This window comes from Phycisphaerales bacterium AB-hyl4 (assembly GCA_041821185.1).
GTDB lineage: Bacteria > Planctomycetota > Phycisphaerae > Phycisphaerales > Phycisphaeraceae > Natronomicrosphaera > Natronomicrosphaera hydrolytica.
The window spans coordinates 158402-182115 of the sequence record JBGUBD010000002.1 but is presented as its reverse complement, the minus strand read 5'-3'; the positions used below and the strand labels follow the sequence as shown (position 1 = coordinate 182115).

At 63.2% G+C, this 23714-nt stretch carries 18 protein-coding genes; 8 read left to right on the top strand and 10 right to left on the bottom strand.

The genetic code is table 11. The features are described from left to right. Positions 1 to 15 precede the first annotated feature (15 nt). From ACERK3_03280 to ACERK3_03260, 5 genes are all read right to left on the bottom strand, one after another. On the bottom strand, positions 16 to 1125 hold the full coding sequence (locus ACERK3_03280) for a serine hydrolase domain-containing protein (GenBank protein MFA9477313.1): 1110 nt from the start codon (positions 1123 to 1125) through the stop codon (positions 16 to 18). 33 nt (positions 1126 to 1158) lie between these two features. Then, a complete protein-coding gene (gene nuoF / locus ACERK3_03275) occupies positions 1159 to 2517 on the bottom strand; it encodes an NADH-quinone oxidoreductase subunit NuoF (protein MFA9477312.1) in 1359 nt (452 codons plus the stop codon). Between the two features lie 56 nt (positions 2518 to 2573). After that, positions 2574 to 2768 (bottom strand): hypothetical protein, encoded by a 195-nt coding sequence (locus ACERK3_03270; GenBank protein MFA9477311.1) that lies wholly within the window; start codon positions 2766 to 2768, stop codon positions 2574 to 2576. Between the two features lie 52 nt (positions 2769 to 2820). Continuing rightward, the gene (nuoE, locus tag ACERK3_03265) at positions 2821 to 3345 is read right to left on the bottom strand and encodes an NADH-quinone oxidoreductase subunit NuoE (protein MFA9477310.1); all 525 of its coding nucleotides are present in this window, start codon (positions 3343 to 3345) and stop codon (positions 2821 to 2823) included. 73 nt (positions 3346 to 3418) lie between these two features. Beyond that, a complete protein-coding gene (locus ACERK3_03260; GenBank protein ID MFA9477309.1) occupies positions 3419 to 4699 on the bottom strand; it encodes an NADH-quinone oxidoreductase subunit D in 1281 nt (426 codons plus the stop codon). 154 nt (positions 4700 to 4853) lie between these two features. Between ACERK3_03260 and ACERK3_03255 the strand changes: the two genes are divergently transcribed. After that, on the top strand, positions 4854 to 5582 hold the full coding sequence (locus tag ACERK3_03255; protein MFA9477308.1) for a gamma-glutamyl-gamma-aminobutyrate hydrolase family protein: 729 nt from the start codon (positions 4854 to 4856) through the stop codon (positions 5580 to 5582). Here the strand turns inward: ACERK3_03255 and ACERK3_03250 are convergent. Together ACERK3_03250 and fusA are read right to left on the bottom strand one after the other, a co-directional pair. Further along, entirely contained in the window at positions 5527 to 6153 is a 627-nt protein-coding gene (locus tag ACERK3_03250) for a signal peptidase II (GenBank protein ID MFA9477307.1), read from the bottom strand. The genes ACERK3_03255 and ACERK3_03250 overlap by 56 nt on opposite strands. A gap of 67 nt (positions 6154 to 6220) precedes the next feature. Further along, positions 6221 to 8296, bottom strand: a complete 2076-nt coding sequence (fusA, locus tag ACERK3_03245; protein MFA9477306.1) for an elongation factor G — start codon at positions 8294 to 8296, stop codon at positions 6221 to 6223. A gap of 201 nt (positions 8297 to 8497) precedes the next feature. Between fusA and ACERK3_03240 the strand changes: the two genes are divergently transcribed. The 4 genes from ACERK3_03240 (at position 8498) to smc (ending at position 16824) form a co-directional block, all read left to right on the top strand. After that, the gene (locus ACERK3_03240) at positions 8498 to 9370 is read left to right on the top strand and encodes an LpxI family protein (protein ID MFA9477305.1); all 873 of its coding nucleotides are present in this window, start codon (positions 8498 to 8500) and stop codon (positions 9368 to 9370) included. A gap of 111 nt (positions 9371 to 9481) precedes the next feature. Beyond that, the gene (locus ACERK3_03235; protein MFA9477304.1) at positions 9482 to 10267 is read left to right on the top strand and encodes a menaquinone biosynthetic enzyme MqnA/MqnD family protein; all 786 of its coding nucleotides are present in this window, start codon (positions 9482 to 9484) and stop codon (positions 10265 to 10267) included. A 127-nt stretch (positions 10268 to 10394) separates the two neighbouring features. Then, a complete protein-coding gene (locus ACERK3_03230; protein ID MFA9477303.1) occupies positions 10395 to 12461 on the top strand; it encodes a flagellar basal body P-ring protein FlgI in 2067 nt (688 codons plus the stop codon). A gap of 214 nt (positions 12462 to 12675) precedes the next feature. Beyond that, positions 12676 to 16824, top strand: a complete 4149-nt coding sequence (smc, locus tag ACERK3_03225) for a chromosome segregation protein SMC (GenBank protein MFA9477302.1) — start codon at positions 12676 to 12678, stop codon at positions 16822 to 16824. Between the two features lie 177 nt (positions 16825 to 17001). Here the strand turns inward: smc and ACERK3_03220 are convergent, their stop codons facing one another. After that, positions 17002 to 18318: a homoserine dehydrogenase gene (locus tag ACERK3_03220; GenBank protein MFA9477301.1), complete on the bottom strand. Its 1317-nt coding sequence runs from the start codon at positions 18316 to 18318 to the stop codon at positions 17002 to 17004. Between the two features lie 113 nt (positions 18319 to 18431). Between ACERK3_03220 and purM the strand changes: the two genes are divergently transcribed. Beyond that, positions 18432 to 19517, top strand: coding sequence for a phosphoribosylformylglycinamidine cyclo-ligase (gene purM / locus ACERK3_03215; GenBank protein ID MFA9477300.1), 1086 nt, complete (start codon positions 18432 to 18434; stop codon positions 19515 to 19517). Positions 19518 to 19623: 106 nt separating this feature from the next. On the opposite strand, the gene ACERK3_03210 is transcribed toward purM, so the two are convergent. After that, positions 19624 to 20649: a ketose-bisphosphate aldolase gene (locus ACERK3_03210; GenBank protein ID MFA9477299.1), complete on the bottom strand. Its 1026-nt coding sequence runs from the start codon at positions 20647 to 20649 to the stop codon at positions 19624 to 19626. 175 nt (positions 20650 to 20824) lie between these two features. Between ACERK3_03210 and rph the strand changes: the two genes are divergently transcribed. Then, entirely contained in the window at positions 20825 to 21538 is a 714-nt protein-coding gene (gene rph, locus ACERK3_03205; protein ID MFA9477298.1) for a ribonuclease PH, read from the top strand. A 278-nt stretch (positions 21539 to 21816) separates the two neighbouring features. Beyond that, the gene (gap, locus tag ACERK3_03200) at positions 21817 to 22842 is read left to right on the top strand and encodes a type I glyceraldehyde-3-phosphate dehydrogenase (GenBank protein MFA9477297.1); all 1026 of its coding nucleotides are present in this window, start codon (positions 21817 to 21819) and stop codon (positions 22840 to 22842) included. Positions 22843 to 22990: 148 nt separating this feature from the next. On the opposite strand, the gene ureG is transcribed toward gap, so the two are convergent. Further along, positions 22991 to 23689, bottom strand: coding sequence for an urease accessory protein UreG (gene ureG, locus ACERK3_03195; GenBank protein ID MFA9477296.1), 699 nt, complete (start codon positions 23687 to 23689; stop codon positions 22991 to 22993). Positions 23690 to 23714: the final 25 nt, after the last annotated feature.

Genomic DNA, 23714 nt, shown 5'->3' with positions numbered 1-23714 from the left:
GGCCGCGAAACCCGCTCATGCCAGATTCAGGTCTTCGTAGGCAGCGGCGAGGATGTCGCGCATGCGGCGTTGGTGCTTTGCTTCGCCGGGCATGCCGTTGCAGACCAGGGCGACGACGAGGCTGTGGGCAGGGTCGACGAAGGCGGTGGATGACTGACTGCCGCTGTGGCCGAAGGCGCGTTGGGAGGCATGATCCCCGAAGCCGTAGGGCACGGTATCGCGGCCATAGCGTTTAGAGTCGACCATGAAGCCGAGGCCCCAGTCCATGGTGTGGCGGAAGGTGTGGTCGTAGAGGCTCACGCGATGGCGAGCGGTGAAGAGGCGGACCGTGTCGTGACTGACGATACGCTGGCCGTTGTATTCGCCGCCTGCGAGGAGCATTTCATAGAAACGGGCGAGTTCGCGTGTCGGGCCGTAGCCGTTGCCGCCGGGCCGGGCTTGGGTGGCCCACGCCTTGTGCACGGCAGGTTCGATAAAGGGCTTGCGCTCGCCTTTGGCGGTATTCATCATGATGGCAATGCGGTCGCCGTAGTTGTCATACTGCTCGACAGGCATGCCGATGTGCGAATCGTTCATGCCGATGGGTTCGAAGATGTGCGAGCGGACGTAGTCGGAATATCGTTCGCCGGTGACTTGCTGGACAAGCTCAGCGAGGATGAACCAGCTGGTGTGCGTGTGGTAGCCGGCCTTTTCGCCGGGTTCCCAATCTCGCTCGATGGGAGTCGCGCAGATTTTGGCAATGATGGTTTGCCAGTCGTCCTGAGGGAAGTCGAAGCGTGGCGGTCGGAAGCCGGCGGTGTGCGTGAGCAGATGGCGGAGGGTGATGCGGTCCTTGCCATGCTGGCCGAAGTCGGGCATATAGCGGGCCACGCGAGCGTCGAGATCGAGCTTGCCGCGTTCGATCTGCTGAGCGATGGCGATCGCGGTGATGGGCTTCGTGGAGCTCATCCAGAGCACGAGATGTTCGGGGGTCATGGGCACGCCTGCGCGGGCCTCACCGACCGCGAGGTCGGCGATGATTTCGCCGCGCTGCGAGACGTAAAGCTGCGCACCGATATGCACGCCGACGTCGATGCCGTGTTCTATCGCCTCCACGGCCGCAGGCAATGTGTGATTCACCGTCATAACGTTTAGCGGCCGCCCCGAAGGAACGCTGCCTTACTGCCCGATCACCGCGAGGCTGACGTACTTCTCTTTACGCACGCGGGCCTCGAACTCGTCCCAGAACTTGTTGACGATGGTGCGCACCGCCCAGTTCGCGCCGTCGGCCAGACCGCAGATGGTCGTGCCGGGCATCGAGCCCATCGATCCGGACAACTCCAGCAGCATGTCCAGGTCCTTGGTCGTGCCGTCGCCGGCTTCGATGCGCTTGAGGATCTGGTACATCCAGCCCGTGCCTTCGCGACAAGGCGTGCACTGGCCGCAGGATTCGTGGGCGAAGAAGCGGGCGACGTTGCGGGCGACGGCGACCATGTCCGTGTCTTCGTCCATGACGATGACGCCGGCCGTGCCGAGGCCGAGGCAGGCGTATTTCTTGCCGATGTCGAAGTCGAGCTCGGCTTCGTACTGGTCGGTCGACAGGATGCCCATGGAGATGCCGCCGGGGATGGCGGCCTTGAACTTCTTGCCGCCGCGCATGCCGCCGCAGACGCCCTCGATAAGGTCGGACATCTTGATGCCGAGGTGATCCTCATAGACACCGGGGCGTTCGACATGGCCCGACACGCCGTAGAGCTTGGGGCCGAAGCTGGCGGGCACTTGGGGCGGAGCGCCTTCGGGACGCCCCTTGCCCATGCTCTTAAACCAGTCGGCGCCGTGTTCGATGATCGGCGTCACGAGCGCGAGGGTTTCGACGTTGTTGATGATCGTCGGCCGACCGAACGCGCCGGCGACGGCGGGGAACGGCGGCTTGATGCGCGGCCAACCGCGCTTGCCTTCCAGCGATTCGAGCAAGCCGGTCTCTTCACCGCAGATGTAGGCACCGGCCCCGCGGTGGAGGTAGAGGTTGGGGGCTCGGCCGTTGACCTTGCCCATGCGCGAGTTGGGGCCGAAGATGTTGTTGGCGTAGGCTTCCTTGATGGCGTTTTCGAAGACTTCGCGCTGGTGGTGGTACTCACCGCGGATGTAGAAGTAGGCCGTGTCGAGCTGGCATGCGTACATGCAGATCGCGATGCCTTCGATGGTCATGTGCGGATCGAAGTCGATCAGCAAGCGGTCTTTGAATGTCGCGGGCTCGGACTCGTCAGCGTTGATAGCGAGGAAGCGCTGGCCGTCGTCCAGCGGCGGGAGGAACGACCACTTCATGCCGGCCGGGAAACCCGCGCCGCCTCGGCCGCGCAGTTCGGCGGCCTTGACGATGTCGACGACTTCGCTCGGCTCCATGCCGACGGCTTTTTCCAGCGACGTGTAGCCGCCGGTCTTCACGTATTCGTCATACGTGATGAGCTTGCGGTCGGCCATGTCGCCGAACGGGGGCGTGGGGATTCGCTTGGTGAGGACGGGTTCTTTAAGGGGCATATCGTCGTTCCGGGTTTGTCATCCGGGGGCGACCCTGCGGGTCGGCCGCTGAACGGTTATCGGGTTTTTTCGCCGTCTTGGCGGATTTCAATCTCGTCGATGGTCGTGCGTCGTAGTGTGACGCTGTCGTTGACCTTCTTTTCTTCAACCTTGCGGTTTAGCTCACGCTTGCGATTGTCGTCTTTGACAGGTTTGACGATGTGGTGGATCGTCAGGCCAGTCTGTCGACATAGGCGGGTGAACCAGGTCATAAGTCTTGGCTGCAAAGCCCAGGCATGGCCATGCCTGGGCTTTAGGTTGCGCTTACTCCAGCGAGTCGAGCACCTGCTCGAAGTTGTGCGGGGTGATGTTTTCGTGCAGTTTGTGATTGACCAGGGCGCACGGTGCGGTGCCGCATGAGCCGAGGCATTCGACCTTCATCAAGGTGAACTTCCCGTCGTCGGTGGTTTCGCCGACGTCAATGCCGAGCTTCCGCTTGAGGCGGTCGGTCAGCGAAGGCTCGCCCATGATCTCGCAACTCAGGCTCTGACATACCCAGATGACGTACTTGCCATGCGGCTTGAGCCAGTACTCTTCGTAAAACGTGGCGGTGTCGAGCAGGTCGGCCGCCTTGATCTCAAGGAAGGCTGCGGCCTCTTCGATCGCCTGGTAAGGCAAGTAGCCGTGCTTGTCCTGAATGGCGTGCATCGTCGGCAGCGACGCGGCCCGCTTGTCGGGGAAGCGCGGGAGCACTTCCTTTTCAAGCATCGCCTTGAGTTCATCGTCGAGCCAGGGCTCCGTGCGCCGCTCGATCTGCGTTTCGGCTGAGTTTTTGGTAATCCAAGCCATTGTCGGGTCGCTCTAAGGGGATCAAAAAACGCATGCAGGCAGTGCACTTTAAGGTGCACTGCCTTGGAAGGTGTTAACGGTCGAGTTCGGCGGCGATGATGTTCAGGCTGCCCAGAATCGCCACGGCGTCGGCGAGAAGATGGCCTTCCATCATCTGTGAAAAGACGCCGAAGTGGATGAAGCTCGGCGGACGGGTGTGGACACGCCAGGCTCGCGGGCCGCCGTCGGAGACGATGTGGTAGCCCAGCTCACCATTGGCGGATTCCTGTGCGCTGTAGACCTCGGCGACGGGGGCTTCCCAGCCGCGATTGGTCATGATCAGTTCGAAGTGCTGGATGAGCCCTTCGATCGAGCCGTAGACCTGGTCCTTGGTGGGCTTGACCATCTTGCCTTCGCTGTCGACGTTCATCGGGCCACCGGGGATGTTGTCGATGAGCTGTTCGATGATGCTGATCGACTGCTTGACCTCTTCGAGACGGATGAGGTAGCGGGCATAGACGTCGCCGGTGGTGGCGATGGGTACTTTGAACTTGACGGCTTCAGCCCCCTGGCCGTCCCAGTTGTCGGCGTAGCAGAGGTAAGGCTCATCTTTGCGGAGGTCGCGTTTCACGCCGGCGGCGCGGGCGAGCGGGCCGGTGAGCGACCAGGCGATGGCGTCCTCGCGGGTGATCGTGCCGATGTCTTCGGTACGGTCGCGGAAGATGCGATTCTTGGTCAGCAGGCCGGCAATATCGTCAACCGCGGGTTGTAGCTGTTCGTAGAGGAAGTTCTTGACCATCGTCTTGAACGTTTCCTCGTCGGGCAGATCCATCATCGTGCCGCCAACGCGGGTGTAGTCGGGGTGGAAGCGCTGGCCGGACACGTAGTCCATGATGTCGTAGATAAATTCGCGCTGGTTGAAGCCGTAGAGGAAACTGGTGATCGCGCCGAGGTCGATGGCGGCGGCGCCGATGCACAGCAGGTGGTTCTGTATTCGGCCGAGCTCGGCGAGGATCGTACGAACCACCTTGCATCGCGGAGTGAGGTCGATGCCAAAGAGCTTCTCCACCGCCCCGTGCCACGCGATGTCGTTGGCGATCGGGGAGATGTAGTCCATTCGGCTGACGATGGTGACGTACTGGTTGTAGTCGAGCGACTCGCCGAGTTTCTCGAAGCCGGAGTGGAGGTAGCCGATGTGCGGCACGACGCGCGCGACGCGTTCGCCGTCGAGTTCCATCACCAGCCGAAGCGTGGTGTGGGTCGACGGGTGCTGCGGGCCGAAGTTGAGCGTCCAGCGGTCGCCGCGCTGCTGCTCCGGCTTGAGGTAAGGCGTCGTTTCGACGTCCACGTCAATAGGTTTCAGATCGTAAGGCATAGCGTCTGTTCAGCGTATGGTCGGGTGAACCATGAGTAAGGATGGAATTGTAGTGGGGATGGGGACGGTGTGCCAGATGGCGAGGTGTGGAGAGGTGTGAGGAGGTTGCTGGAATCTCGTTTCTGGTTCAGGCGAGGAACCCTACAATGCCGCGATGGCTCGACCCAGAATCGGCATCACGGTGGACAATATCCAGCGCAGCGCTGCCAGCGGGCAGTACTGCTCGGCGATCGCCTACAGCAAGGCGGTGACGCGGGCCGGCGGGCTGCCGTTGCTGCTGCCACACGACCCGGCAATGGCACGGGAATACGTCGTTTCCTGCGACGGGTTGCTGCTGACCGGCGGAGACGACCCGGCCATGGAGCCGTTCGGCGAAACGACGGACCCGCGGGCCCGCGTGATCGACCCGACAAGGCAGGCGTTTGAACTGGCGATGCTCGACGCGGCGGCCAGTCGGCGGGACCGGGCGGTGCTGGGCGTTTGCCTGGGGATGCAGTTGATGGCGTTGCACGCGGGTGGACGGTTGAACCAGTACCTGCCGGACACGCTCTCGCCGGAGAACGCGAAGGCGCATCAGGACAATCACCTGCACGAAGTGAGTCTTGCGCGCGAGGCTCAGAATCCGCTACGGGCGTGCGTGGCCGGCCGGGGCGATGGGGTGAACTATGTCGTGTCGAGCCATCGGCAGGCGGTGGCGGCGGCGGGTTCGTTGTCGGTCATTGCGCAGACGCGTGACGGCACGATCGAGGCGATCGCGGACCTTGGTCGGCCGTTTTACGTGGGCGTGCAGTGGCATCCGGAGCGGGCCGGGCCGGAACACCCGGCGCTCAATGCGGAGTTGCTTCGGCGTTTCGTGGACGCATCTCGTTCAGCCACATCATGAGGATGACCAGGCCGACGCCGACCATCAGCGCCGCGTCGGCGAGGTTGAACAACCAAGGCCAGAGGCGCGTTTCAGGAAACAGCCAGAGCATGTCGCGCACGGCCGAGTAGCGCAGGCGATCGTAGAGGTTGCCCAGCGCACCGCCGAGGATCAGCGCCAGACCCAGGTGAAACACCCACGCGTCAGCCCGGCTGCGCCAGAACACGCGGAAGATGACAGCGACGGCGATGAAGGTGATGACAACGAACACCCATCGCCAGCCTGCCATCGAGCCGAACACCGCGCCGGTGTTGGCGGTGAGGCGGAGGCTGAGGATGTAAGGCACGACCTCGACCGGATCGTGCAGCGGGATGCCCGCACCGGGGTGAGCCGGATCAAGCTGCACGGGCACGCCGGCCACGGTGCGGAACGAGACATACTTCAGCGCAAGATCGCCGACGAGAATCGCCATCGCGACAACGGCGAAGACGATGATCGCAGACCACGACCGCCCTGCACGCAGGCGCGGCGGCGTATCACGCGACGGCGGCGGTGAGGGCGTTGCATCGGCTTGCGGCGGGGGCTGATCCATCGGGCGAGATTCTAGGCAGATCACAGCAGTCTTGCAGGCAACGTGCTCGCCGCAACGCCCAGGGACGTCAGTCCTCCTCCTCGCGCGGCTGGTACTGGGCGACGATCTGCTGCTGCACGTTGCCGGGCACGGGGTCGTAGTGGCTGAACTGCATGGTGTAGCTGCCCTGGCCGCCGGTGATGCTCTTTAGCTGGCTCTGGTAGGTGGTGATCTCGGCCATCGGGACGAGGGCTTTGATCATGGCTTGATCGCCTTCGATGTCTGTGCCGACGATGCGCCCGCGTCGGCCGGAGAGGTCGCCGGTGATATCGCCCATCGCGTTCTGCGGGACGGTAACTTCCAGGTTCACCATCGGTTCGAGCAGGACGGGTTTGGCCTTGTTAAACGCGTCAATGAAGGCGCGTTTGCCTGCGGTAACAAAAGCCACCTCCTTCGAGTCGACGGGGTGATGCTTGCCGTCGTAGACGCTAACTTTGACGTCCTGAACCGGGTAGCCGCCGAGTGCGCCCTCTTCCATCGCCTGGCGGACGCCCTTCTCGATGGCGGGGATGAACGAGTTGGGGATGGCTCCGCCGAACACGTCGTTGGAGTACTCAAAACCCGCGCCACGATCGAGTGGTTCGACGCGGAGGAACACTTCGCCGAACTGCCCCGCACCGCCGGTCTGCTTCTTGTGGCGGTGATGGCCCTCCGCTTTGGCGGTGATGGTTTCGCGGTAGGCGATCTTGGGCGGTTTGGTGTCGACCTCGACGTTGTAGCGGGTCTTGAGCTTTTCGAGCACGACGCGCAGGTGCAGGTCGCCGAGACCCTGGATGACCGTTTCCTTCGTGGCGGGGTCGCGGGTGACGCGGAAGCTGGGGTCTTCCTCGACGAGTTTGCTAAGCGCATCGGCGATTTTCTGTTCGTCGCCGCGACGTTTGGGGGTGATGGCGAGGCCCTGCATCGGCTCAGGCAGGGGCATGGGGGCGAGGTGGATGCGGTCTTCATCGTGATGATCGTGCAGCACGGCGTCGCGGTGCACTTCCTCCACCTTCGCCACAGCGACGATATCGCCGGGCACGGCTCGCTCGACCTCGACGTGGTCTTTGCCCTGAAGCTTGAACAGGTGGCCGACCTTGAACGGGCGTTTGCTGTCGCCGTTGCGCGGGTCGCCGATGTAAAGCTGCGTATCGCGTGTGATCGTGCCCTGATGGACGCGGAACATCGAGAGCTTGCCGACGAACGGGTCGACGCGGACGTTAAACACATGGGCGAGCACGTGAGCGTCGGCATCGGGCCGCGGATGGATCTGATTCGAGTTGTCGTCGCCGCGCACGAACGGGCGGGGGTTGCCCTCGGTGGGGTTGGGGGCAAGCTTGACGAAGATGTCGAGCAGTTCACTGATGCCTACGGGCTTGTCGGGCGTATCGTGCGGACGGGCGGCGGTGAAGCAGACGGGGACGAGGTGGCCTTCGCGGAGGGCTTTCTCGAATGGCTCGTGAAGCTGTTCGGGCTGGAGTTCTTCGCCCTGTTCGAGGTAGAGGGCCATGAGTTCCTCGTCGACTTCGACGACCTGGTCGATGAGCGCGGAATGGGCGTCTGCTACGGAGCCGAGGTCGCTTTGGCCGTCGGGATTGAAGAAGCAGTCAACGACGCGCTTGCCGCCGTCTGCGGGAAGGTTGACGGGCAGGCATTCGGTGCCGAAGGCGTCCTGCAGACGTTGGAGCATGGCGGCGAAGTCGGCGCTGTTGCTGTCGATCTTGTTGACGATGATCATACGGCAGAGGTTGAGGTCTTTGGCTTCCTGCATGATCCGCCGGGAGACGGCGTCGATGCCGGCCGAGGCGTCGATAACCAGGGCGGCGGTTTCGATGGCGGCGAGGGCGGTGATGGTCTGGCCAAGGAAGTCGGCGGCGCCGGGGGTGTCGATGAGATTGATGTGAGTGTCTTTGTAGTCGCAGTGAACGATGGCATCGGCGAGGCTGTGGCCGTGCTCTTTTTCCTCTTCCATATAGTCGGCGGTGGTGTCGCGGTTTTCGATTGAGCCCATGGCACCGATGACGCCGGCCTTGTGGAGCAGGGCCTCGACGAGCGTGGTCTTGCCGCTGCCGTGCTGGCCGACGAATGCGATATTGCGGATGGCTTGGGTGGAGTAGGTGGGCATGGCGAAACGCCTCCTCGGATTAAAGAGTGACCAGAAGAACCCTGGCGGTTGCAGTATAGGACAGCGCGGGGCATGGTGAAATAGGAATGGAGGATTGCTGGTGTTCGATGGTCGGTGGCGGTGATCCGGGGCTTCGTTGCACTCACCCCTCGGCTTGTGGCGACGGTCCCTTATGTTGGAGCGGGAAGGTATGATTGGCGCATGGCGAACGAAGCGGAACCGATTGGTCTGATTGCAGGGGGCGGCCGACTGCCCGTGCTGGAGGCGGAGGGGATACGCGCGGCCGGTCGGCGGGTGATGTGCGTCGGGCTGGCGGATCAGTTTGACGATGACCTGCCAACGTATTGCGACGCGTTCAGCGAGGCCGGGCTCGTCCGGCTGGGCAAGTGGATTCGCCTGTTGCGACGATGGGGGGTGAAACAGGCGGTCATGGTCGGCTACGTCCGCAAGGCGCACATGTACGAGCCGATGCGGCTGTGGCGGCAGGTTCCCGATTGGCGGGCAGCATGGTTGTGGTACCGTGTGCTGCGACACGACAAGCGCGACCAGAAGATACTTGGCGTGCTGGCAGACGAGCTGGGCCGAAATGGGATCGAACTGATCGACACGACACGATACATCGCGGAGCACATGGCAGGCGAAGGCGTATTGACGCGTTGCCAACCGACGAGCGGGCAGTGGGCGGACCTCCGCTTCGCCTGGCCGATCTTGATGCGGCTGAACGAGCTGGACATCGGCCAGTCGCTGGCGGTGAAGGAGCGCGACGTGATCGCGGTGGAAGCGTTCGAAGGCACGGACGAGATGATTGAGCGCGCGGGCAAGTTGTGTCGATCGGGCGGATGGGTGCTGGCCAAGGGTGCGCTGCCGACGAAGGACCTGCGCTTTGACGTGCCGACGCTGGGCGTGCAGACGATTGAAAACGTCAAGCGGGCTGGCGGGCGATGCATCGTGGTGTCGGCGGGGAAGGTGATCCTGGCGGACAAGCCAGCGGTGATCGCGGCGGCAGACGCGGCGAAAATACCAATTGTGGGAATGGGGGCCGATGATGCCGAGGCGGCCGCTGCCGGTTCCTAGTTCGCTGGTTTCTGGTTTTGACGCTGCGGTGACATCATGAACAACGAGGAACGAGAAACCAGAAACGAGAAACCCTCCCACGGTTCGACGGTTGTGCATCGACTGGGGTGTGTGAGCTATCTCAACGCCCGGCCGTTGATCGAGGGTTTGGACGGCGACCCGACGTTGCAGGTGCGGTTTGATGTGCCCGCCGGGTTGTTGCACGATCTGGAGACAGGACAGGTGGACCTGGCGCTGTGCCCGGTGGTGGACTATTTCCGGTCGGCAGAGCCGTTGGTGATCGTGCCCGTCGGCGGGATTGCCAGCGAAGGGCGTACACTGACGGTTCGACTTTTCAGCAAGACGCCCATTGATCAGGTCGACGTGGTGCACGCGGACACGGACAGCCACACAAGCGTCGTGCTGCTGCAAGTGCTCTTACACGCGATACACGGGCGTCGGCCGACGCTGATCGACTACCACGCTCGCGAGCATGTGGCGGGGCATCGGCTGGCCGAGTCGCCCGAGGCGATGCTGCTGATCGGCGACAAGGTTGTCACCGACTCACCGCGCGCCATCGAATACCCCTACCAGCTTGACCTCGGCGAGGCGTGGCATGAGTTGACCGACCTGCCTTTTCTCTTTGCTGTGTGGATGGCTCGCAAAGGCACGGATCTGGGCGAGTTGCCCGCCCACCTCGATCGGCAGCGGCAGATCAATGCCCGGGACATCGACGCCATCGCCCGGCGGCACGCGCCTGGCCGGGGGTGGCCGAGCGACCTGGCCTACGATTATCTGGCGAACATCCTGCGTTACAGCGTGAGCGAGCGCGAGCTGGCCGCCGTCCGCCGCCTGGCCGAGATGGCCAACCCGCTGGGCCTGCTGCCGAATCCGCGTCCGCTGACGCTCGCGGACTGATCGGGGGTGGAAATAGCCCCTGCTGCGGTCTCACCGCGGGCACTTGACCTCGACGCGCCCTCGGCCGACAATGGCGGGCTATATCGGACCTTCCCCCACCCTCCCCTGCTCGATCCATGGATTCCGCATGGCTCATACACTGAACAGGCCCGCACACGCACACCGCCTGCTCGCCCGCCATCGCCACCGCCCGTCGATCGCCAGCCTGGTGGGGCTGTGCCTCGCGCTGGCCGGGCTGACGCTCGGCATCGTCGGCTGCGAGCCGCGTACCGTCAGCCGACCTGACAACCCACCGCCCACCGCCACCTACACCGGCCCGGAATACCTCCGTGGCAGCGTGGGGTCGATGGCCAATTTGCGAAACTACGAGCCCATGCTCGTCTCCGGCTTCGGCCTGGTCGTCGGGCTCGACGGCACGGGCTCGCAGGAAGTGCCCGCCTTCCTCCGCCAGCGGATGCTCAATCGCCTGCGGCAGATGGGCGTTGGCTCGACGCGCATCCGACGCGAGATGCCCGAAGCCTTCCAGCCCTTCGCCCGCATGAGCCCCGAGCAACTGCTGGCCGACCCGAGCACCGCCATTGTTGCCGTGCAGGGCTTCATCCCCGCCGGGGCGGTGCGCGGTGCGCGTTTCGACGTGCTCGTTTCCGCCCTGCCGCAGACGCAGACCACCAGTCTCGCCGGCGGCACGCTGTGGACCACCGACCTGAGTCTCGACGGCACGAACCCGGCAGTGGGTTTCAGCCGAACCCGCGCCGAAGCCAACGGGCCGATCTACATCAACCCGTTCGACGAGGAAAGCGACGAGGACGACCAACGCCGGTTTCTCCGCCAGGCCATGGTGGTCGCCGGCGGCAAAGTGACGCTGCCGCAGCAGATCGAGCTGGTGTTGAACCAATCCAGCTGGAACCGCAGCCGGGCGATCGCGGACCGGATCAACGAGCGATTCCCCGCCGGCCCCGGCTCGCGGCAGCAGACGGCCGTGCCGCAGACGGCGATGGTCATCCACATAAACGTGCCGCGGGATTACGCCACCCGGCCGGATGTGTTGATGGAGCTGGTCGCTCATCTGTACATCCAGCGCGGCCCCAACTTCGAAACTGAGCAGGCCGAGCGGCTGGCACGTCGGCTACGCGAAGACTCCGATCGACAGGAACGTGTTGTGTTGGCGTGGCGTTCGCTGGGGCGGACGATCCTGCCCGTGCTGCGAAATTATTATGAAGATGAGGACCCGGTGTTGAGCCTCGCCGCGTTGGAGGCGGGCGCCTGGTTGCAGGATGAGCGAGCCGGGCTTGTGCTGGCATCGCTGGCCAGGAGCAGCGACGAGCCGCAGGCACGGCAGCGTGTGGCCGAGGCATTGGTTTACCTGCCTCGCAGCACCAGCGGATCGCGGGCGCTCAAGGCACTGCTTGATGATGACGATACGGCGGTGCGGATCGCGGCGTACGAATCGCTGGCAGCAATCAACGACCCCATCATCGACCGTATGCCGATCCGCAATGCCAACGGGCTGAAGTTCGTCATCGATCGCGTGCCGGCCGAAAAGCCGATGATCTACATCACGCAGGAGCACTTCCCCCGGCTGGTGATTTTCGACGACCAGCTCGGCTTCCGCACACCCATGTTCGCGCAGATGTGGGACAGTCGGCTGATGGTCCGGTCGGATGACGAAGAAGCCGCCCTGAACGTCTACTACCAACGGCCGGGCACGATCGAGGGCAAGCAATACGAGGTCTGGCCCAACGTGGCGTCGCTGGCCTATCTGCTCGCACACTCACCCGAGCCCGGTACGGACGAGAAGGGCCTGGACCTGACCTACAGCCAGGTCGTGGAAACTATCTACCGCTTCGCCAACCGCGGCCACATCGCCGCTCCGGTGGAAGTGAACACGGGCCCGCTGGCGCAGCTCATCGCCGAGTACGAAGAGACCGTCGACCAGTTGCGTCCGGAAATTGGCGACGAGACCCCTGAGCCCATGCTCGGCCCCGAGCCGGTCACCGAGGGCGATTGGCTCGATCGGCCCGGCCAGCCGACCGGCCGTGACCGCACGGAAGGTGTCCCGTGGATGGGTGGCGGCAGCCCCGGCGTGTCTTCGCCGGACGCCGGGCGACCCGAGCTGCCGGGCGACAACACCCAGCAGCCCACACGCTCGCCCGGCACGGACCCGCCGATCCTCACCCAGCCCGAGGACAATTGATATCATCGTCGGCCAACCTGATTCGCTGAGGGGACATACGACTCGCCACCACCATGGCCGCCTTCGCCCGTCTCACCGCCCCCCGCGGCAGGGCGCTGGCAATTGGATGATTCAAGCAATACTGACCGATAACTTTTGAGGGGGATGATGGGAGCGCCATGCCGGTGGAGACCGGCCCCGTCGTCCGGCAATACGACACGGAGGTCGAATACACATGCGTCTGGCCAAGCTCACACTCGCCGGTTTCAAGTCCTTCGCGGACAAGACCGTCATCCGATTCGACCAGCCGCTCGTCGGCATCGTCGGGCCCAACGGCTGCGGCAAGTCCAACGTCGTCGATGCCATCAAGTGGGTCCTCGGCGAGCAGTCCGCCAAGAGCCTCCGCGGCGGCGCGATGATGGACGTCATCTTCAACGGCTCGTCCACCCGCAAGCCCAGCGGCCTGGCAAGCGTCACCCTCACCTTCGACAACCCCATTGTCGCCCCCAAGCCGACCGCTGGGCAGCAACACGACGAAGGGCCGGATCATTCCACCTCATCAACCGAATCCGAAGGCCGACGCATCCTTCCCGTCGACGTCGACCTGGTCGATGTCACCCGCCAGCTCTATCGCGATGGCACGAGCGAATACCTGATCAACGGCAAGCGAGCTCGCCTGCGCGACATCAAAGAGCTGTTCATGGACACAGGCATCGGCACCGACGCCTACTCCGTGATCGAGCAGGGCCGCGTCGACGTACTGCTGCAAGCCAACGCCGACGAACGGCGGAGCATCTTCGAAGAGGCGGCCGGCATCAGCCGATTCAAGGCCCGAAAGAAAGAGGCCATCCGCAAGCTCGACCGCACGGAACAGAACCTCGCCCTCGTGCGTCAACGGCTCGAAGACAACGAGAAGCGTCTGCGCAGTGTGAAGATGCAGGCCGCTCGCGCCCGCAGCTACCAGGAATACACCACCCGCCTGCGCGAGTTGCAGCTTCAACACAGCCTCGCGGAGTATCACAAGCTGCAAAGTCAGCTTGGTGAGTTGACCGAGCAGCTTGAGCAGGCCGAGGCCGACCGCAGCCGGGCCGCTCGCCTGCTCAGCGAACACGAACAGGCGTTCAACGACGGCGACGTGGAACGGCAGGCGATCGCCAATCGGCAGAAGCAGCTTGAGCACGATCGCCTTCAGCAGCAGTCCGCCAAGGAAAAAGCCCAGCAGCGTGAGCAGTTCGCTCGCACATCGCTGACCGAGGTCCGCCAGCACATCGAACGTGACAGCCGTCGGCTTGAAGAACTCGCCCAGCGTCGCGAGCAGCTCACCAAAGAGCTCGCTGAACATCAGCAGGACGTCGAACGCCTGACCAACGAGCAACAGGAAGGGGCCGCCAGGCTCGAAGCGGCCCAGCAGAAGTATCGCGAACTGCAACACGACCTGAACGAGAAGCGATCTTCGCTCGACGATGACAAGAACGGCATCACCGACCTGATGCGTCGCACCGCTCAGCTTCACAATCAGATCAACAGCCTCGACACGTTCGAGAAGAACCTGCTCGCGACGCGTGAAAAGCTCGATCAGCGAGCCGAGTCGATCGGCGAGCAGTTGGAGCGGTATCTGACCAGCCGCGACGAGGCGGAGGAAAAGCTCGCCGAGGCGGAGAAGCTGCTGGAGCAGGAAAAGGCGCAGCTTGAGAAGCAAAGCGAGCTCGGCCAGCAATTCGACACGCAGCAGCGTGAGCTTGCCAAGCGACTCGCCGAAGCGAAAGAGCGACGATCCGCCCTCGACTCACGGCGAAACCTGCTGCAGGAGATGCAGGACAAACAGGAAGGCCTGAGCGATCCGGTCAAGGCGGTGCTCGCCCGCAGCGAAGGCGAAGATACGTTCGGCTTCGTGCAAGGCCTGCTCGCCGAGCTGATCGAAACCGATGTCGAACACGCCCAGTTGATTGAGACAGCGCTGGGCGATTACCAGCAGGCGCTCGTCGTGAATCGCCTCGCCGAGGTGTGCTCGACGAACGGCGGACGGTCGGCGATCGAGTCGCTTGCGGGGCGCGTGAGCTTTTTGGCGATCGACCAACCGCCATTGCCGCCGCTGTCATCGCTTGATGGGAACGAATCGTTGCCGGCCCGTCGGCCGTTGATCGATCTCGTGACGTACCCTGACTGGCTGGGGCCGATCGTGTGGCGCGTGCTCGGCCGAACGCTGTGGGTGCGCGATCTCGAGTCGGCGATGCTGCTGCGCTCGACGCTGCCGGCGGGCTATCGCTTCGTGACCGAATCGGGTGAGTTGCTCGACGCCGACGGCCGCGTGTATGCCGGGCCGGTGAACCAGGCGGCGGGCGGCCTGATCAGTCGACGAAGTGAACTCGCCGCGTTGCAAAGTCAGATCGCCGAGCTGGATGAGACAATCAATCGCGATCAGCAGCATTTGGCCGAGCTGTCGGACCACGCGGCGCATGTGGCGAAGGTGGCGGACGATCTGCGAAAGTCGATCTACGAGACTAACTCGGTACGTGTGGAGTTGAACAGTCGACTGGAGAATCTGCGTTCGCAGATCGCCTCGCTGGAGAAGGAACAGCCAGTCATCGCCGCCGAGACAGAGCAGATTCACGATCAACTGCGCGATACGAACGAGAAGCGCAAGACGCATCGCAATGAAGCCGAGCAGCTTGAACAGGACTCCGCCGCCCGGCAAGAGCGGGTGGCGGCGCTGGAGCAGCAGATCGGCTCGCTCAACAGCGAAGTCGAGCAGGCCCGCGAAGCGGTGACAGCGGTGCGCGTCGAATCGAGCAAACTGTCGGAGCAGCTCAGCGGCGCTCAACGGCAGGTGCGACAGGCCGAGATCGCCTCCGCGGACGTGCAGCGTCAGCACAAGGTCATTGAAGACCAACTCGCGGGCGCCAACGGCCGTATCGCCGAGTTGGAGAAAGCCGAAGCCGAGGCGAAGCAACAAGCCGAAACCGCCGACGCCGAATTGCAGGAGCTGACCACGCACTGCGAACTGGTGCAGCGCAAGCTCGATCAGGCGAACGAGTCGATGCGCGGCTTGCGCGAAAAGGCGAAGCAGCAACGTGGCGAACTCGAGAAGGCCGAGGCATCGCTGCATCGCATGCAAGTGCGCCAGCGCGAGATCGAGGTGAAGATCGAGGCTGTGCGCGAGCGAGCGCATCAGCAGCTCGATATGGACGTCGCGGAGGCCTATCGCGAGGCGATCGAATCACAACAAGCCGAGGCATCGTCGGAGGCGGAGCCGTCGGCCGAGCTTGCGTCAACGAGCGACGCTGAAGATGGCGACTTCGAATCCGATGAGGAGTCGACTGATGCCAACGCTGGGGATGCCGAATCGAAAGTCGCCGACGCACAAACCGCCGACCCGTTCGAGATCGACTGGAAATCGGTCGAAACCGAGATGACCGAGCTGCGTCAGAAAATCACACGCCTTGGCAGTGTCAACGTTGACGCGATTCAGGAGCAGGACGAGCTCGAAGGCAAGCATGATGAGCTGGCCGACCAGGTACAGGACATCGAAGACGCTCGGCAGCAGCTCGAGAACCTGATCCGCAAGATCAACGACGATTCGCGTAAGCGGTTTGAAGTAACGTTCAACGAGATCCGCGAGAACTTCGCCGGGCCGCAGGGCCTGTTCCGGAAGCTCTTCGGCGGCGGCAAGGCCGACCTGTTCCTCAAGCCGGACGAGGCAGGCAACGTGGACGTGCTGGAAAGCGGCATTGAGATCATGGCCAAGCCGCCCGGCAAAGAGCCTTGCGCGATCAGCCAGCTTTCCGGCGGCGAAAAAACGATGACCGCCGTGGCGATGCTCATGGCGATCTTCAAGACGCGGCCGTCGCCTTACGCGATTCTCGACGAAGTCGACGCCGCGCTGGACGAGGCGAATGTCGAGCGATTCACGCAGGTGGTCAAGAGTTTCCTCGACCATTCGCATTTCATCATCATCACGCACCACAAGCGCACCATGCAGGCCTGCGATACGCTCTATGGCGTGACGATGCAGGAGCGCGGCGTGTCCAAACGTGTTGCGGTGCGATTCGACCAGGTCGGCAGCGACGGCCGCATCGCGCAGGAAGCCATCGAAGCCGAGGAGGCCCGCGACGAACCCGCAGAAGAAACGCCCGCCGTCATGTCAGACAACGGCAATGACAATGGCAATGGTAACGGCAACGGTCATCCCGAAGATCACGCGAACGGCGATACTGCCGAACCACAAGCCACGGCCGAAATCGCTACCGAAGCCGAGGCAGATACGCAGGCCTCCGCCGACGATCGCCCCAGCGGATCATCAAGCATGCGGCAGCGACTCGCGGCGATGCTCGAAGGTCGCGAACCGGCGAGCGTCAACGGCAACGGCGATGTACATCAGAATTGAGCCGGTTTCACAACGGGCCATTTGGCCGTGAGTTCAACCTAAAAGTAGCGATTAGCCCCGCTGCCTACGGCGGCCCCCGGAAGCGCCCCCGCGTGGCCGCGGGGGCTAAACATGGAGCTTGAGTCGGCCGCTACATTGGGATTAAGCGTGCTCCAGCCGCGGCCTCGACTGAACAACTTACGCAGGCATATCGACGATGCGAATCACCACGGGCTCGTCCGCGATGGCGTCGAGTGCCTTGATGCGCTTGACCGCTTCGAACAGGTCGCCCTGCTTCGCGTCATGCGTGAGGACCACCACGGGAACAAACTCGCCGACCGCGCTTTCATGTTGCAGCACCGCCGAGAGGCTGATGTTCAGCTCGCCCAGCGTCGAGGTTACCTTTGCCATCGTGCCCGGCATATCCAGTGCGTTGATGCGCAGGTAGTATCGGCTGACCCGATCGTCAGATGGCACTAAATCGGCAGCGGCATTGCGATCAGGCGTGAGGTGCATGTCAGCGAAGGCACACGGGTACCAGCCGGCGGCGACGTTGAGCACGTCGCTGACCACCGCGCTGGCAGTGGGCATACGGCCGGCCCCGGGGCCGTAGTAAAGCGTATGCCCCACCGCGTGGCCGAACACGCTTAGCGCGTTGAACGCACCTTCGACCTTGGCCAGCAATTCGTGTTTGTGGATGAAGCAAGGCTGCACGCCGACGCTTACCGCCGACTCGCCGGGCTTGCGCTCGGCAATGGCGAGCAGCTTCATGTCATACCCCAACTCCGCGCCGAAGCGGATGTCCGCCAGGTCGAGGTTATCGATGCCAATGCAACCCACCGCGTCTTCCGGCACGGCCACGCCAAACGCCAGCGACGCAAGAATCGCCAACTTCTGCGCCGCGTCCTTCCCGGAGACATCCAACGTCGGGTCGGCCTCGGCATAGCCTTTTTCCTGCGCTTCGTTGAGCACATCGTCATACGCGCGGCCGGCCTGGCTCATGGCGGTGAGGATAAAGTTGCACGTGCCGTTGAGAATGCCGTACAGCCCGTCGATGCGGTTGGCCATCAGGCCGAACTTCAGTGCGGTAATGCACGGAATGCCGCCGGCACATGAGGCTTCAAACGCTATCGCTGCGTGATGTCGCCGGGCAAGGTCGAACAGTTCCGCCCCCTCGGCAGCGAGCAGCGCCTTGTTCGCAGTCACCACGTGTTTGCCCGCCTTGAGCGATCGGCGGACGTAGTCGCTGACCACGCCCCTGCCGCCGGCGACTTCGACAACCACGCTCACGTCCGGCGTGTCGAAAAACGCCTCCGCATCGGCCGTCACCAGCGAGCGGCCCACCTCGCCGCCGCGGCAGGCTTTTTCGACATCGCGCACCAGCACGCGCCGAAGCTCGATCGGCCGACCGATTCGCTGCTCATATAACGCCGCCTGCTCGCGCAATAACGTCGCCACGCCGCCGCCGACCGTGCCGCAACCGATCATGCCGATACCAATTGGTTTCGCCGCCAAACCGTGCTCCTTCCGCGGGTCGCCCTGCTGCTTCGATGCGAGCCCGGCAGGATACCAGCGCGCCCCTGAACCGGCCAACGCCGACCCGCTCGTTTCGCTAAACTATGCACCCTATGGCCGACTCACGCCCCCCTGCCAAACCCATGACCTACGCCGGCGCTGGTGTCGATATCGACGCTGGCGACCGTATGGTCAACCTCATCGAGCACCACATGCGCCGGACCTACGGCCCGCGCGTCCTCGGCAAGCACGGCGCCTTCGCCGGCTGCTTCCGGCTCGACTTCAACGAACGCCTGTTCCAACGCAACTATCGCGACCCCGTCCTCGTCTCCTGCACCGACGGCGTGGGTACGAAGGTCAAACTCGCCGCGCAGATGAACATCCACGACACGGTCGGCCAGGACCTGGTCGCGATGAACGTCAACGACCTCATCGTCCAGGGTGCCGAGCCGCTGTTCTTCCTCGATTACATCGGCATCCACAAGCTCACGCCTGAACTCGCGGCGGCGATCGTCAAAGGCGTTGCCGACGGCTGCGAATTGGCGGGCTGTGCCCTGCTCGGCGGCGAGACGGCGGAGATGCCCGACGTTTATGCCGAGGGCGACTTCGACCTCGCCGGCTTCGCTGTGGGCGTGTGCGAGATGAACCGCATGATCGATGGCTCACGCACCGAGCCGGGCGACGTCATCCTCGGCCTCGCGTCCAGCGGTGTGCACTCGAACGGATACAGCCTCGTGCGCGCGGTCATCAAAGAGGCTGGCCTCGACTTGAACAAAGTCTATGACGAGTTGGAGACGGACGAACCGCTCGGCCGTGTGCTGCTCGAGCCCACACGCATCTACGCAAAGTCGGTCGTGTCGACGCTGCGCCATTACACGGTGAAGCAGGTCGTCTCCGCGATGAGCCACATCACCGGCGGCGGGATGGTCGACAACATTCCACGTACCTTGGGCGATACACTCGACGCGGTAATTGACCGCAAGTCGTGGGATGTGCCGCCGATCTTCAAGCTGCTTCAACAGCGTGGCAACGTCGAAGAGGACGAGATGCTGCGCGTGTTCAACATGGGCGTCGGCTACATCCTCACCGTCCGCCCCTACTTCGCCGAGGCCATCGCCGACCGGCTGGCGAAAGCGGGCGAGACGGTGTACCGCCTAGGCGAACTCGTGCCCGGCAGTGGGGAAGTAAAATTTCGGTAGACCGCCACGAGGCCAAGCCACGAACAGCTTCATCTGAAACGCAACAAAAAAGCCCCGACGCCTTGCGGCATCGGGGCTTTTTAGATTCGCAGGTGAATCAAGTCGTTCAGACGCCAGCGGTCTGCTTGTAGTAGTTCGGCAGCGGCTCGCCTTCCTTCTTCCAATGGGCGATGATCTGCTCGGCCTTGCCTGCACTGTTGAGCATGTGCAGCTTGCGCTTGACCATCTCGGTGATCGCGTCACGACCGGGGGCAAGGTACTTGCGCGGGTCGAACTCGGCCGGGTCCTTGGCGAAGACTTCGCGGATTTTCGCCGTCAGGGCCAGGCGAAGGTCCGTGTCGATGTTGACCTTGCACACGCCGTACTGACGGACAGCGTTGGCGATCTGATCTTCGGGCACGCCCATGGCGTTGGGCATCTTGCCGCCGTACTGGTTGATCAGGTCGATGAATTCCTTCGGCACGGACGAGCTGCCGTGCATCACCAGCGGCAGGCCCGGGCAGGTCTTCATGATCTGCTCGATGCGGTCGAAGGCGAGCTTGGCTTCGTGCGTGAACTTGTACGCGCCGTGGCTGGTGCCGATGGCGACGGCCAGGCTGTCGATGCCTGTCTTTTCGTAGAACACTTTGGCATCTTCGGGATCAGTGAGGAACTTTTCGATGTTCTTTTCGTATTCCGCGGCGTCGAGGCCGACGACGTCTTCCTCAATGCCGCCGAGCATGCCAAGCTCGGCTTCGACCACCACGCCCGCCGCGTGAGCGACCTTGACCGCCTCGGCGGTGAGGCTGATGTTTTCTTCCAACGAGTGATGCGAGCCGTCGATCATCACGCTGGTGAAGCCGTCGCCGATGCACTCCTTGACCAGGTCGACGGTGTCGCCGTGGTCGAGGTGGATCGCGATGGGCAGCTCAGGGTATTCCTCGACAGCGGCGTCGATGATGGCCTTGAGGTAGCGCATATTGGCGTACTTGCGCGCGCCCTTGGAAATCTGGAGGATCAGCGGGCTTTTTTCCTGAGCGCAGGCTTCGATGATGCCCTGCGTGATCTCCATGTTGTTGACGTTGAAGGCCCCGACGCCGAATCCGCCTTCATAGGCCAGATCGAACATGGGTTTGGTGGACATCAGTGGCATAAGAAACCTCCGATTAATGCGGGGTGAACGCGCAACGGGAGCGTTTGTCCCCACGTTGAGCTTTGTCGGGATGGAACAACTAACACGCAAGATTATAGCAAACCTGCCGGCTGTGCGTCGGCGGCGACGGTGTGTTCATTTGCGGTCGGCTGCCTGCTCTGCTAACACTCCCGGCATGTCGAAAGCCAAGCCTCGCAAGCGTCATCAACTTCGCCCCACCACCATCGAGCCTCATCGCACCGCCGCGGCGGGCAGCGTGATCATCCGTCAGGGCGACACCCACGTGCTCTGCACCGCCAGCATTGCCAGCGAAGTGCCGCGCTGGCTGCTCGACCCGCAAACCGGCGAGCCGAAGCGTGGCTGGGTCACCGCCGAGTACAACATGATGCCCGGCTCGACGCCCGACCGGAAGCGGCGCGGGCCCGACAGTCGCGGTACGGAAATTCAACGGCTCATCGGCCGCGTGCTCCGCGCCGCCGTCGACCTCGACAAGATGCCCGGCGTCGCCATCACCTGCGACTGCGACGTCATGCTCGCCGACGGCGGCACACGCACCGCCTCCATTACGGGGGCATTCGTCGCCCTCTCGCAAGCCATCGCCGCAGCGCGTAAAGCCGGGCTCATCAAGGGCAACCCCATCAAGGGCCCGGTCGCTGCCGTGAGCGTCGGCGTAGTCGACGGACAAATCTACACCGACCTTGACTACCCGCTGGACGTGCGGGCCGAGGTCGACATGAACGTCGCGATGAACCACCAGGGCCAATTCATCGAAGTGCAAGGCACGGGCGAACAGGGCGTCTTCTCACGCGAACAACTCGACGAGCTGCTCGACGCGGCGACGAAGGGCATTCGGCAACTCATGAAAGTGCAACGGAAAGCCCTGTCTTAATTCAACAACGCGGTTTCACCCTGGCAACATTTAGCCGCGGTGCTCGCACCGCGCTCTTCGGAACTATAGAGCTGAACGCGCGGGCCAAGGCCCGCGGCTAAATGGAGGTGCGACATCAAGGTCGCGTTGTCGTGCAACCTGCCGGTCGGCCGTCGGGGCCAACTTGCACGGGGCAAGTGAAGTACCTACCTTGGCGTTAATCGGGATCTACCCCGGCTGACAACCCTCCGGACAACTATTTCCCCCAACTCAACCTGTTTAGGGATGGAGAGTGAGCAATGGCTCTTAAGATTGGTATCAACGGATTTGGTCGTATCGGTCGCCTCGTGCTCCGAGCCGGCATTGACAACCCCAACGTCGAGTTCGTCGGCGTGAACGACCTCGTCGAGGCCGACGGCCTCGCCTACCTGCTGAAGTACGACACGATTCACGGCCGATTCAAAGGCACCGTCGAAGCCAAGGGCGACGACCTCGTCGTCAACGGCAAGACAATCAAGTGCTTCTCCGAAAAAGACCCGGCCAAGCTCCCCTGGGGCAAAATCGGTGCGGACTATGTCATCGAGTCCACCGGCTTGTTCACCACCTACGAAGATGCCGTCAAGCACGTCGAAGGCGGCGGTGCGAAGCGCGTCGTGATCTCGGCTCCGACCAAGACGCCCGACACGGTCAAGACCGTCGTAGTCGGCGTCAACCACAAAGACTTCGACAAGAGCAAGGACACGGTCATCTCCAACGCCTCGTGCACGACCAACTGCCTCGCGCCGCTGGCGAAGGTGGTGCAGGACAACTTCGGCATTGAAGAAGGCCTGATGACCACGATCCACGCCGTCACCGCCACGCAGCCGACGCAGGACGGCCCCAGCCGCAAGGACTGGCGCGGCGGCCGCAATGCTTACGCCAACATCATCCCCGCCAGCACCGGCGCCGCCAAGGCGGTGGGCCTCGTGCTGCCGGAAATCAAGGGCAAGCTCACCGGCATGTCCTTCCGCGTGCCGACCGTCGACGTCTCGGTCGTCGACCTTACCGTTCGCACGAGCAAGGGCACGAGCTACGAAGAAATCTGCAAGAAGATGAAGGCCGCCGCCGACGGCGAGCTCAAGGGTGTGCTCGGCTACACCGACGAGGAAGTCGTCTCGAGTGACTTCATTGGCTCGACCTACAGCAGCGTGTTCGACTCTGGCGCGGGCATCGGCCTCAGCGACACGTTCTTCAAGCTCGTCAGCTGGTACGACAACGAGTTTGGCTTCTCCAGCCGTATGATCGACCTTGTCGTGCACATGGGTAAAGAAGACGGGTTGGCCTAAGCCCGGCAGCGCGGTCCACAACCACACGGACTGCCGACCCAACTATGCATACGCAACTACGCAACGCCCCGGCAAACGCCGGGGCGTTGTTGTGTATCAGGCGTACACATTCATCACTCGCGATCGCGCGCCGCTAAAACGACGCCGGTCACGCCGACGACGTCGTCGCCTCCAACGCATGTCCGCGTGCATGCAGAACATGCTCGACGATCGCATCGACACCGACGTCGCCCTTGACTTGCGCGAAGACAGTCGGCCCATCGCCACGCATCTTCTTCGCATCGCGGTCCATCACATCCAGATCCGCCCCCACCGCCTCGGCCAGATCTGTCTTGTTGATCACAAGCAGGTCTGACTGCGTAATGCCCGGGCCGCCCTTTCGGGGCACCTTGTCGCCGCCGGACACGTCAATCACGTAGATCGTATAGTCCGCCAACTCCCGGCTGAAGTTCGCAGCGAGATTGTCACCACCGGACTCCAGCAGCAACATCTCGGGCGAAAACTGCTCGGTCAACTGCTCCAACGCCAACAGGTTGGCGGACACATCTTCGCGAATGGCTGCGTGCGGGCAGCCGCCGGTTTCGATCGGCACGATACGCTCGCTCGGCAATGCTTCGTGGCGCGTGAGAAACTCCGCGTCTTCCTTCGTAAAAATGTCGTTCGTCACGACCGCCAGCGACATCCGCTCGCGAAGCGCCTTGCACATCGCCAGCACAAGTGCCGTCTTCCCGCTGCCCACCGGCCCACCGATGCCGACGGTGAACGCACGATCCGTATAGTCGCGGCGGTTCAGTCGATTCTCACGATGGTGGTACTGGCCCGGTCCGTCGTCGTAATGGCGATGCATGGTTGCTTGCGTCCTTGTTAAAAGT

Coding starts and splice junctions, on each gene's coding strand:
- gap (MFA9477297.1), top strand. CDS start 21,817: ATGGCTCTTAAGATTGGTATCAACGGATTTGGTCGTATCGGTCGCCTC.
- smc (MFA9477302.1), top strand. CDS start 12,676: ATGCGTCTGGCCAAGCTCACACTCGCCGGTTTCAAGTCCTTCGCGGAC.
- ACERK3_03240 (MFA9477305.1), top strand. CDS start 8,498: ATGGCGAACGAAGCGGAACCGATTGGTCTGATTGCAGGGGGCGGCCGA.
- ACERK3_03230 (MFA9477303.1), top strand. CDS start 10,395: ATGGCTCATACACTGAACAGGCCCGCACACGCACACCGCCTGCTCGCC.
- ACERK3_03260 (MFA9477309.1), bottom strand. CDS start 4,699: ATGCCTTACGATCTGAAACCTATTGACGTGGACGTCGAAACGACGCCT.
- fusA (MFA9477306.1), bottom strand. CDS start 8,296: ATGCCCACCTACTCCACCCAAGCCATCCGCAATATCGCATTCGTCGGC.
- ACERK3_03255 (MFA9477308.1), top strand. CDS start 4,854: ATGGCTCGACCCAGAATCGGCATCACGGTGGACAATATCCAGCGCAGC.
- nuoF (MFA9477312.1), bottom strand. CDS start 2,517: ATGCCCCTTAAAGAACCCGTCCTCACCAAGCGAATCCCCACGCCCCCG.
- ACERK3_03250 (MFA9477307.1), bottom strand. CDS start 6,153: ATGGATCAGCCCCCGCCGCAAGCCGATGCAACGCCCTCACCGCCGCCG.
- ACERK3_03280 (MFA9477313.1), bottom strand. CDS start 1,125: ATGACGGTGAATCACACATTGCCTGCGGCCGTGGAGGCGATAGAACAC.
- nuoE (MFA9477310.1), bottom strand. CDS start 3,345: ATGGCTTGGATTACCAAAAACTCAGCCGAAACGCAGATCGAGCGGCGC.
- ACERK3_03210 (MFA9477299.1), bottom strand. CDS start 20,649: ATGCCACTGATGTCCACCAAACCCATGTTCGATCTGGCCTATGAAGGC.
- ACERK3_03270 (MFA9477311.1), bottom strand. CDS start 2,768: ATGACCTGGTTCACCCGCCTATGTCGACAGACTGGCCTGACGATCCAC.
- rph (MFA9477298.1), top strand. CDS start 20,825: ATGTCGAAAGCCAAGCCTCGCAAGCGTCATCAACTTCGCCCCACCACC.
- purM (MFA9477300.1), top strand. CDS start 18,432: ATGGCCGACTCACGCCCCCCTGCCAAACCCATGACCTACGCCGGCGCT.
- ureG (MFA9477296.1), bottom strand. CDS start 23,689: ATGCATCGCCATTACGACGACGGACCGGGCCAGTACCACCATCGTGAG.